8 protein-coding genes are annotated in these 12635 nt (G+C 65.5%); 1 reads left to right on the top strand and 7 read right to left on the bottom strand.

Going from position 1 to position 12635, the window contains the following annotated elements:
- Positions 1-113 precede the first annotated feature (113 nt).
- The 3 genes from ACMGG8_RS16395 to ACMGG8_RS16405 all read right to left on the bottom strand — a co-directional run bounded on the left by ACMGG8_RS16395 (position 114) and on the right by ACMGG8_RS16405 (position 3819).
- Positions 114-1517 carry an amino acid permease gene (locus ACMGG8_RS16395; protein WP_060839939.1) on the bottom strand — a complete coding sequence of 468 codons (1404 nt, stop codon included), beginning with the start codon at positions 1515-1517 and terminating at the stop codon, positions 114-116.
- Positions 1518-1673: 156 nt separating this feature from the next.
- Positions 1674-2735, bottom strand: a complete 1062-nt coding sequence (locus tag ACMGG8_RS16400) for an ornithine cyclodeaminase (RefSeq protein ID WP_414157927.1) — start codon at positions 2733-2735, stop codon at positions 1674-1676.
- Positions 2736-2790: 55 nt separating this feature from the next.
- On the bottom strand, positions 2791-3819 hold the full coding sequence (locus tag ACMGG8_RS16405; protein ID WP_414157928.1) for a histone deacetylase family protein: 1029 nt from the start codon (positions 3817-3819) through the stop codon (positions 2791-2793).
- A gap of 124 nt (positions 3820-3943) precedes the next feature.
- Between ACMGG8_RS16405 and ACMGG8_RS16410 the strand changes: the two genes are divergently transcribed.
- Positions 3944-4441 carry an Lrp/AsnC family transcriptional regulator gene (locus ACMGG8_RS16410; RefSeq protein WP_060839936.1) on the top strand — a complete coding sequence of 166 codons (498 nt, stop codon included), beginning with the start codon at positions 3944-3946 and terminating at the stop codon, positions 4439-4441.
- A 129-nt stretch (positions 4442-4570) separates the two neighbouring features.
- Here the strand turns inward: ACMGG8_RS16410 and ACMGG8_RS16415 are convergent, their stop codons facing one another.
- The 4 genes from ACMGG8_RS16415 to ACMGG8_RS16430 are packed head-to-tail and all read right to left on the bottom strand — an operon-like array spanning position 4571 to position 12538.
- Positions 4571-5224, bottom strand: coding sequence for a response regulator (locus ACMGG8_RS16415; RefSeq protein ID WP_060839935.1), 654 nt, complete (start codon positions 5222-5224; stop codon positions 4571-4573).
- Positions 5225-5283: 59 nt separating this feature from the next.
- The gene (locus ACMGG8_RS16420; protein ID WP_235760003.1) at positions 5284-8472 is read right to left on the bottom strand and encodes a hybrid sensor histidine kinase/response regulator; all 3189 of its coding nucleotides are present in this window, start codon (positions 8470-8472) and stop codon (positions 5284-5286) included.
- Positions 8424-9704, bottom strand: coding sequence for an EAL domain-containing protein (locus ACMGG8_RS16425; protein ID WP_082729908.1), 1281 nt, complete (start codon positions 9702-9704; stop codon positions 8424-8426). Before ACMGG8_RS16425 ends, ACMGG8_RS16420 begins: the two co-directional genes overlap by 49 nt.
- Positions 9701-12538, bottom strand: a complete 2838-nt coding sequence (locus tag ACMGG8_RS16430; RefSeq protein WP_060839934.1) for an ATP-binding protein — start codon at positions 12536-12538, stop codon at positions 9701-9703. Before ACMGG8_RS16430 ends, ACMGG8_RS16425 begins: the two co-directional genes overlap by 4 nt.
- Positions 12539-12635: the final 97 nt, after the last annotated feature.

The raw sequence follows: 12635 nt of genomic DNA on the forward strand, positions 1-12635 counted from the left end.
ATTTGTGTCATTCATTTGGCGCCATCAATGCGCCTTTGCAGCAGGGCGCGGCGCTTGATCTTGATGGCGAACAGGTAGCACCGTTCCTTGGTGCTAGCGGGGGCCGGTTGAGGTCATGAGCGCGCGGGGATCAACCTGCGCTTGCCGCGCCAACCCAGTTGATAGGCGATGCCCAGCCAGATAAACCACGCCGGCATCACGCACAGTGCCAGGCGGGTGTCCGGGCGCAGGGCCAGCAGGCCGAGGACGAACAGCAGGAAGGCCAGGGCGAACCAGGCCATGGGCACGCCGCCGGGCATCTTGTAGCGCGAGCGGGCGTGCAGTTCGGGGTGTTTGCGACGGTAGGCGATGTAGGACGCCAGGATGGTCGACCAGGTGAAGATCACCAGGATCGCCGACACCGTGGAAACGATGGTGAAGGCGGTCATCACCTCGGGGACGATGTACAACAGCAGGACCCCCAGCAGCATCAGCAGGCAGGTGAAGGCCAGGCTGGTCACCGGCACGCTGTGCCGCGACAGGTGCTTGAACAGTCGCGGCGCGTTGCCCTGGTCGGACAGGCCGAAGAGCATGCGGCTGGCAGAGAACACGCCGCTGTTGGCCGAGGAGGCTGCCGAGGTCAGGACCACGAAGTTGACGATGCCCGCCGCCGCGGGAAAGCCGGCGATCAGGAACAGTTCGACGAAGGGGCTCTTGTTCGGCGACACCTGCTGCCAGGAGGTCACGGCGATGATGCAGGCCAGGGCCAGCACGTAGAACAGGATGATGCGCAGGGGGATGGCGTTGATCGCCCTGGGCAGGGTGCGCTCCGGGTCGCGGGTTTCCGCGGCGGCGGTACCGATCAGTTCGGTGCCGGCGAAGGAGAAGATCGCCATCTGGAAACCGGCGAAGAAGCCCATCAGGCCGTTGGGCAGGGCCGCTTGCCGGTCCAGCAGGTGGCTCAGCGAAGCGCTCACGCCGGACGGCGAGACAAAGGCCGTGGCGATCAGTACCAGGCTCACGCTGATCAGGGTGACCACGGCGATGATCTTGATGATGGCGAACCAGAACTCCACCTCGCCGAACAGCTTCACCGTGAGCACGTTGAGGGCGAACAGGGTCAGCAGCATGACGATGGCGGGGATCCAGGCCGCGACGCCGGGGAACCAGTACTGGAAGAAGCCGCCCACCACCACCGCGTCGCCCACCACCGCCACACTCCAGCTCAGCCAATAGGACCAGCCGAGAAAAAAGGCCGCCCGCGGCCCCAGGTAGGCGCCGGCAAAATCGGCGAAGCTCTTGAACTTCAGGTTCGACAGCAGCAGCTCGCCCATGGCGCGCATCACCAGGAACACGAACAGGCCGATGATCATGTAGATCAGGATGATCGAGGTGCCGGACATGGCGATGATCTTGCCCGAGCCCATGAACAGCCCGGTGCCGATGGCACCACCCATGGCCATGAGCTGGATATGACGGTTGTGCAGGGTGCGCTGCAGCGCCGGACGCTCGGCGGCGCCCAAGGTATCTGGAGTCATCTCAAAACCTCTTGATTTTATAGTTGTCGAGTTTTGGCAGTGAAAGGTGCTGGGGACTGCGCGCTGTGGTTGTAGGTCGGAGTGGCGCAGCCGGTTCGGGGCGGGCCGCTGAACCGGGGCACGCGGCGCTGGCCCGGTTCAGCGATCCCGGTGCTTTCAGCCGCTGGCCAACCGGCGCGGGGCGCCGGCAGCGGCTGTGTGGCACTGCTCGATCAGTTGGAACAGGTCCTTGATGTTGGTCGGGGTGGGCACCAGCTGGATCTGCTCGCCGATGCCATGCTCGCGTGCCAGGTCATGCAGGTAGCGCAGGGAGGCGAAGTCTTCCAGGGCAAAGCCCACCGAATCGAACACCGTGACCTGTTCGGCCTGCTCGCGGCCCGGCTCCAGGCCCTGGGCGATGCGGAAGTATTCGGTCACCGCAAAGTCCGCCGGCAGTTGCTGGATGTCGCCCTCGATACGGGTCTGCGGCTCGAACTCGACGATCACCCGGGCATGCCGCAGGATCTCGGCGTGCAGTTCGGTCTTGCCCGGGCAATCGCCGCCCACGGCGTTGAGGTGCATGCCGGGCTCGATCAGCTCCGGAGTGAGGATGGTGGCGTAGGCCTTGTCCGCGGTCACCGTGGTGACGATATCGGCACCCTTGACCGCCTCGGCCACGGAACCGGCGATGTGCACCTTGAGGCCCGGCCAGGCTTGCAGGTTGTGCTGCAGCTTGTGCGAGGCGGCCGGGTCGATGTCGAAGATCCGCAGCTCGTCGATGCCGAGCATGTCGTGGAAGGCGATGGCCTGGAACTCGCTCTGGGCACCATTGCCGATCAGCGCCATGACTCGGCTGTCCGCGCGGGCCAGGGACTGCGCCACCAGGGCCGAGGTGGCGGCGGTGCGCACTGCGGTGGTCAGGGTCAGTTCACTGAGCAGCACCGGGTAGCCGCTGTCGACGTCGGCCAGCACGCCGAAGGCCATCACGGTCAGCAACTGCCTCGCCGGGTTGCCGGGGTGGCCGTTGACGTACTTGAAGGCGTACTGCCGGCCATCGTCGGCGGGCATCAGTTCGATCACCCCGGTGGCTGAATGGTTGGCGGTGCGCGGGGACTTTTCAAAGGCCTGCCAGCGTCGATAGTCGGCCTGGATGTAGCCGGCCATCTCCCGGATCGCCCGGGCGATGCCCAGGCGCGCATACAGGGCCGCGGCGTGATCCACATCGATGAACAAGGTCATGGTGTTTTCCCTTTCGGTCAGTAGGTTGAGGGCTGTCTGGAGAAGCCCGGACGCACTAGCGGTTGGCGTGGCCGTGCAGCACGTTGACGGCGTTGATGCCGATCTCGTCGACCATGTAGCCGCCCTCCATGACGAACAGCGTCGGCGTGCCCACGCTGGCGATGACCTGGCCCATGTCCAGGAAGTCCTCGCTCTCCAGGAGGAAGTGGCTGATGGGGTCGTCCTTGAAGGTGTCCACCCCCAGCGACACCACCAGCAGCTCCGGGCTGAAGGCGCGCAGCCGGGCACAGGCTTGCACCAGGGCTTCGCGGTAGCGCTGCCAGGTGGTGCCCCGGGGCAGGGGAATGTTCAGGTTGCAGCCTTCGCCGGCACCGCTGCCGCGCTCCGAGGCGAACCCGGAAAAGTAGGGATAGGACACCGCCGGATCACCGTGCAGCGAGACGAACAGCACGTCGCCGCGGTCGTAGAAAATGTTCTGCGTGCCATTGCCGTGGTGAAAGTCCACGTCCAGCACCGCCACCCGCCCGGCGCCCCGGGTGATGGCCTGCTGCGCGGCAATCGCGGCGTTGTTCAGGTAGCAGTAGCCGCCCATGTATTCCCGCGCGGCGTGGTGGCCTGGCGGGCGGCACAGGGCGAAGGCGCTGTCCTGGCCTTCGTCGATCAGCGCCAGGCCGGTGAGGGCGATATCGGCGCTGGTGCGTGCCGCGTCCCAGGTGCTGGCGGTGATCGGCGAGCCGGCGTCCATGGCGAAGAAACCCAGCTTGCCGTCGATGAACTCCGGCACCTGCTGGTTGGCCAGGTCGCGCACCGGCCAGACCAGGGGCAGGGCGTCGTGGCGGCGGCCGGTGGCGGTCCACTGGTGCCAGGCGTTTTCCAGAAAGGCCACGTAGCGTTCGCTGTGGGCGGCGACGTAGCAGGCGCGGTCGAAGGCGCGAGGCCCGATGATCTCGCCAAGCCCCACGTGCCTGACCCGGTCACGCACCGTATCGGCCCGGCTGGGCTGCTCGAACGAGGGCTTGAGCACCCCGTCCTTCAATTCGGTGCCGTGGTGCAGGCGGTGGGATTCGCTGAAGACGGTAAGCATGCTGAAGGCATCCATTGTTGTTGTCCGGTGCAAATAGTTTGTTCCGGCATGGCGGCGATTTCTTTGCTTTGTCTTCGGATGAAACTAGAATTTTGGGTAATATTTTCCCCGTGAGTGGCTGATAGTGAAAAAAACTCCCAAGCGCGTCGCCCTCGACGACACCGACCTGGCGATCCTCGCCCTCTTGCAGCAGGACGCGAGCATCTCCAATGCCGAGCTCAGCGAGCGCCTGTCCCTGAGCCTTACCCCCTGCTGGCGCCGGCGCAAGCGCATGGAAGAGGAGGGGGTGATCAAGGACTATCAGGCCAACCTCGACCGGCGCCTGCTGGGGCTGGACATCCTGGCGTTCGTCCATGTGCGTTTCGCCACCCACTCTGACCAGACCCCGGACGATTTCGAGAAGGTGATCATGCGTCTGCCCGAGGTCCAGGCCTGCCACAAGATCACCGGCGATGCCGACTACCTGCTGCAAGTGCTGGCCCAGGACCTGGACAGCTACAGCGACTTTGTCGAACACGTGCTCAGGCGCCAGCCGGGCATCGCCTCGATCCAGTCGAGCCTGGCGCTGCGCGAGGTCAAGGCCACCAGCCGCCTGGCGATTTCCCAGCCGCTGCCCAGGTAGGGCAGTGATTTCCCAGGTGATTACCCCTGTGGGGCCATGAAGCTCCATCTGTACAGCCATGTGCGCGCCGAGTGCGACGTTGCTCCGGTGCAGCGACGCCACTGGCTGTCGTTGTCCAAGCCCTAGCGCCTACTGGAACTCGCCGGACTCCAGGCAGAAGGCGACCAGCGCCTGGTCGCTGTCGAGGTTGAGCTTGCGGATCGCCGAGATCTTCTGCGCGCTGACGGTCTTCACGCTGCGCTTGAGGTTGGCGGCAATCTGCATCATCGACTCACCGCGTACGAAGTGCCGCAGCACCTCGTATTCCTTGGGCGTGAGGCTGCTCAGGCCGTCGGCCATGGAGCGCACCGGGCTGCTGTGGAATTCGTTCGGCACCAGGCTCGGCGGGTGGTGGATGCGTCCCAGCCGGACGTTTTCCAGGGCACTGAGCAGTTCGCTCATGTCGTGGCGCTTGAGCAGCACCGAGCGCACGCCGATGTCATACAGCGCGGCCACGATCATCGGGTTGGACATCATGGTCAGCACTAGCACCTGGACCCTGGGAAAGTGGCGGATCAGGTAGGTCACCAGGCGAATGCCGTCGCCGAACTTCTCGTCGCCCTCCATGAAGTAATCGGTGATCACCACATCGATCCGCGGGTCGTCCGCCAGTTGCTGGACCAGCGCGCTCGGGGTGGTGACGGCGGCCACGACTTCATATGTACCGGTCTTGTGCAACAGGTCGCTGACGGCAGCGAGCACCAGGGGATGATCGTCAGCCAGGGCAACTCGGATTTTTTTCATGGTGGACACGATCCATTTTCGTCAAAGGAGATGCGCAGGGATACGGGGGCTGCGAGAGGTTAGTCGGGCTGGCTGATGTCCTGCAAGGCGTGCAACAGTGTCAGGCTATTCGTGCGCGTGGTGGCCGTCAAACCGGCTTCGCGCAGGCTCTGGCCCAAGGCTTCCAACTGTTGGATCAGGGGCTCGTAGCCGGCGACCGCCAGCGACCCGCGAATCCGGTGCAGCAGGTGGAAGATGCGTTCGTAGTCGTGTTGATCAAGGGCCCGGCGCAGGTGTTCGAGGTCGAGCTTCATGGTGTGGGTGAAAATCTGTCGCAGGTTGGGCGGCAGGCTGCCGCTATCCGGGGGCGTCGGTGCGTCGGGTAGCGGGTCCTGATCGTCCTCGGGGGCCACCTGGGTGAGCCGCGCCAGGCTGGCCCGCAGGGTCTGCAGGGGCACCGGCTTGACCAGCCAAGTGTCCATGCCGGCGGCCTGGCAACGGGCTTCTTCATCGCACATGGCGTTGGCGGTGATGCCGATGATCGGCCGGTCATCCCCCGAGGCCCGCAGGATGCAGGTCAGCTCATAGCCGTTCATGCGTGGCATGTTGACGTCGGTCAGCAGCAGGTCGTAGTCGCCCACCCGCCACAGGTCGAGGGCTTCGGCGCCGTCGGCGGCCAGGGTGTTGCGACAGCCCAGTTGCTGCAGCTGATGGCTCAGGGTCGCCTGGTTGATCGGGTTGTCCTCGGCCACCAGCACGTTCAAGCCCAGGGCCGGCAAGCCGCTCAGGTCACTCGGCGACGGCTCGCTGGGCTCCGGTGCGCGCCCCAGGCGGCGTTCGATCAAACGGCCGATGGCCATGAAATCACAGGCCTCGGCCAGGCTCGTGCCCGGGGCCTGGTGCTGCCCGCCGAGGTCAATCCGCAGCAGGCCTGTGGCCGGCGACGGCGCTTGCGGGCCGTTGTCCAGCAGGCGCAGGAGGATGCCCTCGCCGTGGGGCGTGGCGGCCGCGGCGTCCAGGGGGCTGGCCTGGGCGCCCCATTTTTGCAGCCACAGGCACAGGTTGTCGGTCAGCTCGTGGTGCGGACTGTGGACATGGATCTGCGTGCCGCCGAGGTCCGGCACAGGCGCGTCGGGCACCTCGTCCGCCACCGGCAGTTCCAGGCTCATGGTGAAGCTGCTGCCCAGGCCCAGCTCGCTGGTGAGGTGGATCTGGCTGCCCATCAGTGCCGCCAGTCGGGCGCAGATCGACAGGCCCAGCCCGGCGCCGTGCACCGTGTGGGAGTGGGCGTCGATCTGATAGAAGGGGATGAACAGCTGCTGCTGTTCCTCCTGGCCGATGCCGATCCCGGTGTCCACTACCTGCAGTGACAAGCGCACCCGGCCCTGGCTGCCGGGCTCGCTGCGGGCCCGTACGATCACATGCCCGGAATGGGTGAACTTGACCGCATTGCTGATCAGGTTGGTGAGGATCTGGCTGATCCGCCCGGGGTCGCCCAGCAACGGCGGCAGCGCCGGGTCGACCGAGGCAAACAGCAGCAGGCCCTTGTTGCGGGCCGCGTCGACAAACGCCGCGGTACAGCGCTGCACCAGCGCCCTGGGGTCGAACGGCTGATCGCCGAGGGACAGTTGGCCGGATTCGATGCGGGTGATGTCGAGGATGTCACTGATGATCTGCAGCAACAGGCCCGAGGACACCTGGATGCGTTCGAGCAACTGGCGTTGCTCGCGGTCCAGGTCGGTGAGCCCCATCAGTTCCAGCGAACCGAGCACGCCGTACAGCGGCGTGCGGATTTCATGGCTCATGGTCGCCAGAAACACCGACTTGGCGCCGTTGGCCTTGTCGGCCGCCTGTTTTGCCTGGGTCAGTTGCTGTTCCATCTGGGCCCGCACGCTGAGGTCGGCGAAGGCGCAGACCAGCACGTCCTGGTTGCGGTAACGGGTCGGTGCGTAGGCGATGTAGAACGAGCGGCCATCGTGGCTCTGATAGTTCTCGATCTCCCCCGGTTCCCTGGCCTGGCTGATCTGCTCCAGCAGCCCCGGTTCCAAGCCGCTGTCCTGCAGGCTCTGGCCGACCTGGGTGTCGAACCACTTCAGCGCCAGGGTGTTGGCGAAGACAATCAGGCTGCGCTCGCGGCGCAACACGCACAGCGCCACCGGGGTGGTTTCCAGCAAGGTCCGGTTGAACTGGTCGCTTTCCACCAGCTCGCTGTGGGCCCGCTGCGCCGGCACGATGACCCGGCGCTGATACCAGCGTGCGTAGGCGCGGCCGGCCACGGGGCTGAGCACCAGCAGCAGGAGGATCCCCGCCAGGGGCCAGGAATGGCCGAGGAACAGGGTCCGGTAGCTCAGCAGGTAGTAGCCGGTCCAGGTGGCACTGTCGTCACTGACGCGAAAGACCAGGCCGTCGCTGCGCAGGTTGACCGCCCGGTCCATGTCCGCCGGTTGCGGGCGTTCCCCCAGCAGCAGGCCATCGTGCGGGCTTTCCAGCCAGAAGGCGTCATAGAAGGTCGGTTGCCTTGGCCGGGAAAAGACATCGATGCGCTGGCGGTAGCTCAGGGTGGCGGCGTAGGTGCCGGTGTCGGTGGCGCCGTTGCTGAAGCGCGGGTTGCGCAGTGCTTTGAAGGCCAGCAGGTGGCCGGCAAACCCCGGCAGGCGGATCCAGCGAACCTCATCGTTGCCGCCGCCGCGGGCGCTGTTGCGGATGGCCTGGATGCTGGCCATGACCTGGGCGGCGGACAGAGACGGCTGGTGCGCGCCGACGGTCGGCACGGTAAAACTGCTGCCGGTACCGGCATCCACCACCAGCAAGGCCGAGGCCGGGTAGCTGGAGCGGACCCAGAAGCTGGAGTAGAGGTCCGCCAGGTAGCGGCCGAAGCTTGCGGCCCGGGCGCTATCCAGGGGGCAATGGAGCATGTCCTCGCAGACCAGGGTGAAGGGGGTTTCCACAGGCGACGGGCTGCCCTGGAACAGGGTCGCGCCGAGCGCCTGCTGCTCGTCCATCAGGCGAAAGATGCGCGCCGTGCTCTGCGGGTCGTCGTCGCCGAACGGCTCGTTCTTCAGGCGTTCGAGCAGGGCTTTCTGCTCGCCCATGTAGCGGGTCAGCAGTTTGAAGTCCACGGCGATCCGTTCCTGCTCCTGGCGAATGATCCGTTGGCCACCCCAGAACAGGGCGCCCCCCATGATCAGCAGCAAGGGCAGGATGACGAACAGAACCAGATTCAGTCGTCGGAAGTTTTGTGCAATGCGTCGTAGCGGGATGTCTGGCATGGATGTGGAGAGACGGGCCGGGTGGGTGAAGAAAGAAGGGGTGTGACACTGCATCCCAGCAATTGTGTAAAAGCGTCCAGCTCCAATGCCGCCGAAATAAGATAGCCCTGGGCGCTATCGCAGCCAATCAAGCGCAAGAACTCCAGGTCGCGGGCCGATTCTACGCCTTCGGCCACCACTTCCAGGCCTAACTGCCGGCCCAGTTGCACCGCCGCTACCAGGGCCGCGGCACGGGCGTCATCGGCGGCGGCGCCATGGACGAAGTGGCGATCGATTTTCATCTCGGTGAATGGTGTGGAAATCAGCGCGTACATCGAACTGTAGCCCATGCCGAAGTCATCCTGAGCCAGGCCGAAACCTTTCAGGCGCAGGCGGCTGGCGCCCATGTGGTACTGGCCTGGGGACAGCGGCCGTTCGGTCTCCAGCAGCTCGAAGCACAGGTCGCTGGTGGACAGCCCGGCGGCAACGGTCAGGCGCTGCAACTGGTCCGGCAGGCCGGGGTCGTCCAGCAGCCCGGTGGGCAGGTTGACCGAGACCTTGAGGCGATAGCCCAGGCGCTGCCAGTGCTGCTGCGCCTGGATCGCGTCGTCGAGCATCAGCAGCAACAGTTGATGGTCCAGTTGGCAGCGGCTGATCGAGGCCAGGAACGAGTTTGGCATCAGCAGGCCGAAAGACGGGCTGTCCCAGCGCACCAGGGCCTCGGCGCCGACGATCCGGCCACTGCTCAGCGAGCGCCGGGGCTGGAACCTGGCCTTGAGTTCGCGACGCTCGATGGCCCGCTCCAGCACCTGGCGGTCGAACACCGCCGCATGCTCGGGCCGGGGCACGACCCCGTGGCCTTGGTGGTTGCCGATGATGGCGCTGATCTGCTCGACGTGGGTCGCTTCCAGTGGCTTGGGGAAGGTCCCGAGCACCGCCAGGCCTTTCTCCTTGGCCATCAGGCTGACGCTGTTCATCAGCCGTCGCGAGCAGGAGGAAACGATCGCCAGGATCGGCACTTGCTCGACGCCGGTCAGGGCGTGGATGAACTGCACCCCATCCATTTCCGGCATGTGCAGGTCCACCAGCACCAGGTCATAGACCTGGCGGTGCAGCATGGCCAGGGCCTGGCGCGCGTCCAGGGCGCTGTCCACCGGGCCGAACCCTGCCTGCTGCAGCAGTTGCCGGGCCTGCATGCAGTGTATCGGGTGGTCGTCCAGCACCAGGACGCGCAGGGTTTTGGGCAAGCTCACATGACTTTCCTCTTGATGGATTGCAGTACCTCGCTCAAGGCGTCCAGGGGGACCGGCTTGAGGAGCAGTTGGCGGATCCCGGCCGCTTCGCAGCGGCTGCGCAGCACCGGTGACAGTTCACCGGTGATGCCGATGATGGGGCCGCAGAACCCGCGCTCGCGCAGGGTGCGGGCAAACGCCAGGCCGTCCATGTGCTCCATCTGCAGGTCGGTCAGCACCCCGTCGAAGGACAGCAGGTCATCGCGTTTCAGGGCGTCGATGGCACTGGCACAGGCCACCATGTGGTTGCCCAGGTAGCGGCCCTGCTGAAAGATCACCTGCAGCGACAACGGGCTGTCGTCCACCGCCAGCAGCTTGAGGTCCAGGCTCGGAGCCAGGGCCTCGGGGGAGGCGAAGCGGCGCTCGGCGACGATGCCGGACTGGGCCTGGGCCACGGCATTGCGCAGGCTGTCGAGGCTGAAGGTGCGGGCGATCCAGCTGTCGCTGGCCTGGCGCTGCGGCGGGCCCATGCCGGGCGCGTGCATGATCACTCGCGGGCCACTCCAGGCCACCGGCCGCGATGGGCCGAGAAAGGCCTCGACCAGCACCGCCTTGCGGGACGGCGGGTCGCGCTCGGCGACATAGGGGGTCGCCAGCGCGCCCCAGCGGCGTAACCAGTGGCAGAGGTTGAGGTTCACTTCCTGGACATCACCGCGCACATACACCGGGGTTACCCCCAGGCGCAGCAGGTCCGGCGCCGGTGCCGCGTTGCAGGGCTCCAGGGCCAGGCTGAAACTGAAACTGGAGCCCAGCCCCGGCTCGCTGATGGCGGTCAACTGACCCTGCATCATGCACGCCAGCCGTTGGCAGATGGCCAGGCCGAGCCCGGTGCCTGAGGTCTTCTGGCCCAGCCAGTTGGGGACGCGGTAATAGGGCTCGAACAGGTTGGCCTGGAACTCCGGAGCGATTCCCGGGCCGCTGTCCACCACCTGGAAACGCAGGCGCGGAGCCTGGCCCGCCGGTGCTTCGGCATGCAGGCGCAGCACCACATGGCCGGATTCGGTGAACTTGATGGCGTTGCTCACCAGGTTGTTGAGGATCTGGCGAATGCGCTCGCCGTCGCCGAGCACCTGCTCGGCAACATTCGGGTCCAGGGTCACGTACAGGCGCAGGCCTTTGCTGCGGGCCCGGGCCGAGTAACTGAAGGCCACTTCCTCCACCAGCCGGATCGCAGAGAACGGTGCGTGGTTCAGGCTCAGCCGGCCGGACTCGATCAGCGACAGGTCGAGGGTATCGTTAATGGTCCGCATCAACGCCGAGGAGGCTTGTTGGGTGGCTTCCAGGTAGTCGCCCTGCTGGGTGCTGAGGGCGGTGGTACGGAGCATTTCCAGGGAGCCGAGGATGCCGTACATAGGGGTGCGGATCTCGTGGCTCAAGGTACTGAGGAACAGGGTTTTCTCGCGGTTGGCCTGGTCCGACAGCAGCTTGGCCTGCAGCAGCGACTGCTCGGCCACCTTGAAGTCGGTGACGTCGCTGATGCAGCACAGCACCGCCGCCACGCCGTTGTAGCCGGTGGGTGCGCAGGTCAGTTGGATGAACGTGCCATCCTCCAAGGCATGGTCGATGGCGTGCACGCGGCTATGCGGCTCGCCGAGAATCCGCTCGCACAAGCCGGGGACCGAGGTCAGCCAGCGCCGTCCGGACTCGTTGCAGAGGATCAGCCGGCCATTGTCGCGGCGCATCAGGCACAGGCCCACCGGCGCGACCTCGATGAAGCGCCGGTTGAGCGAGACGCTGTCCGCCAGGGCGCTGTAGTGGCGCATCGCCGGTTCCACCAGGCGCAGGCGGATATAGCGAGCGCCGAGAAAGATCGCCGCGAACAGCAGTAAGGTCACCAGCAGGGTGCTGTACAGCGGGCCGGAACTGTCTTGCAGCAGTTGGCTGACCGGCGCGTAGTACACCAGGCGCCAGCCGGCGTTGCCCACGGATTTGTTGAGCACGATGTAGTCGGGCAGCCCGCCCAGGCGGTGCAGGCCGAAGGAGTCTTCGTCGGCTTGCAGGCGCGCCAGGCTGCCGGGCACTTGCCAGTTGGCGCTGTGCAGCACCAGCGCGCCTTCGGCGTCATAGAGCAGGTATTTGCCCTGGTGCAGGCCCAGCGGGTCGAGCGCCAGGTCGATCTCGGTGAGTTCCAGGCCGAGCCAGCCCTCGCTGGCGTGATGCTCGTCCACCGGGCGCAGCAGGTACACCTGCTTGTTGCCGTCGGCACCGGCCCAGTACCACAAGGTGCGCGCCCCCGGGTGCAGGGTCAGCAGGTTCTGCGCGGCGCGCTGGTCAAGCTGCTTGAGCCAGGGGGCGGCGCTGGCGTTGTCGGATGGCGGGGTGGGTTGGCTGCCCGGCGGCTCGTAGAGGGTGCTGACCAGACCCTGTTCCGGGGCCAGGTAGAGCAGTTGGCTGTGGGTGTTGTCGACCTCGACCAGATCGCGGGCGGTGAGCACCAGCGCCCAGCGCGGTGACTCGGCACGGCCGAATGGCAATACCCGCAGTTGCTCGTTAGTTGCCAGAAAGTTGCGGGTGGAAGAACTAAGGCGATCATCGCTAGTGCGTACCGCCGAGGAAGAAATGGCCTTCAACAGGCTTTCCCGTTGATTGAAGAATTGTTGGGCGTTAAATGCCGCGGCGTTCATCTGCCGGCGATAGTTGGAAAGTGTTTCATTAAGTGACCATTGAATCACGAAGCCGGCGATGATCAGGATGCAGAACAGCAGGCTGTACATGAACAGCCGCAGCAGGACCACCGGAATATAGGACCCGGAAAAGTGGCTGGTAAGGGCTGGAAAATGGGCTGGTGTATGCATTGCTCTATGGTAAGGAGAACTTTCCATACCCATCTTCAGAATATTCTTAATGCCGGGGGGTTTAAGAAGATTCTCATTTGTTAGTTTGCCTATTGGC

It is taken from the genome of Pseudomonas sp. BNK-45, assembly GCF_047456255.1.
Lineage (GTDB): Bacteria > Pseudomonadota > Gammaproteobacteria > Pseudomonadales > Pseudomonadaceae > Aquipseudomonas.

Bases quoted from the DNA above. Each gene is read 5' to 3' on its own strand.
- ACMGG8_RS16395 (WP_060839939.1), bottom strand. From the start codon at position 1,517: ATGACTCCAGATACCTTGGGCGCCGCCGAGCGTCCGGCGCTGCAGCGC.
- ACMGG8_RS16400 (WP_414157927.1), bottom strand. From the start codon at position 2,735: ATGACCTTGTTCATCGATGTGGATCACGCCGCGGCCCTGTATGCGCGC.
- ACMGG8_RS16405 (WP_414157928.1), bottom strand. From the start codon at position 3,819: ATGCTTACCGTCTTCAGCGAATCCCACCGCCTGCACCACGGCACCGAA.
- ACMGG8_RS16415 (WP_060839935.1), bottom strand. From the start codon at position 5,224: ATGAAAAAAATCCGAGTTGCCCTGGCTGACGATCATCCCCTGGTGCTC.
- ACMGG8_RS16420 (WP_235760003.1), bottom strand. From the start codon at position 8,472: ATGCCAGACATCCCGCTACGACGCATTGCACAAAACTTCCGACGACTG.
- ACMGG8_RS16430 (WP_060839934.1), bottom strand. From the start codon at position 12,538: ATGCATACACCAGCCCATTTTCCAGCCCTTACCAGCCACTTTTCCGGG.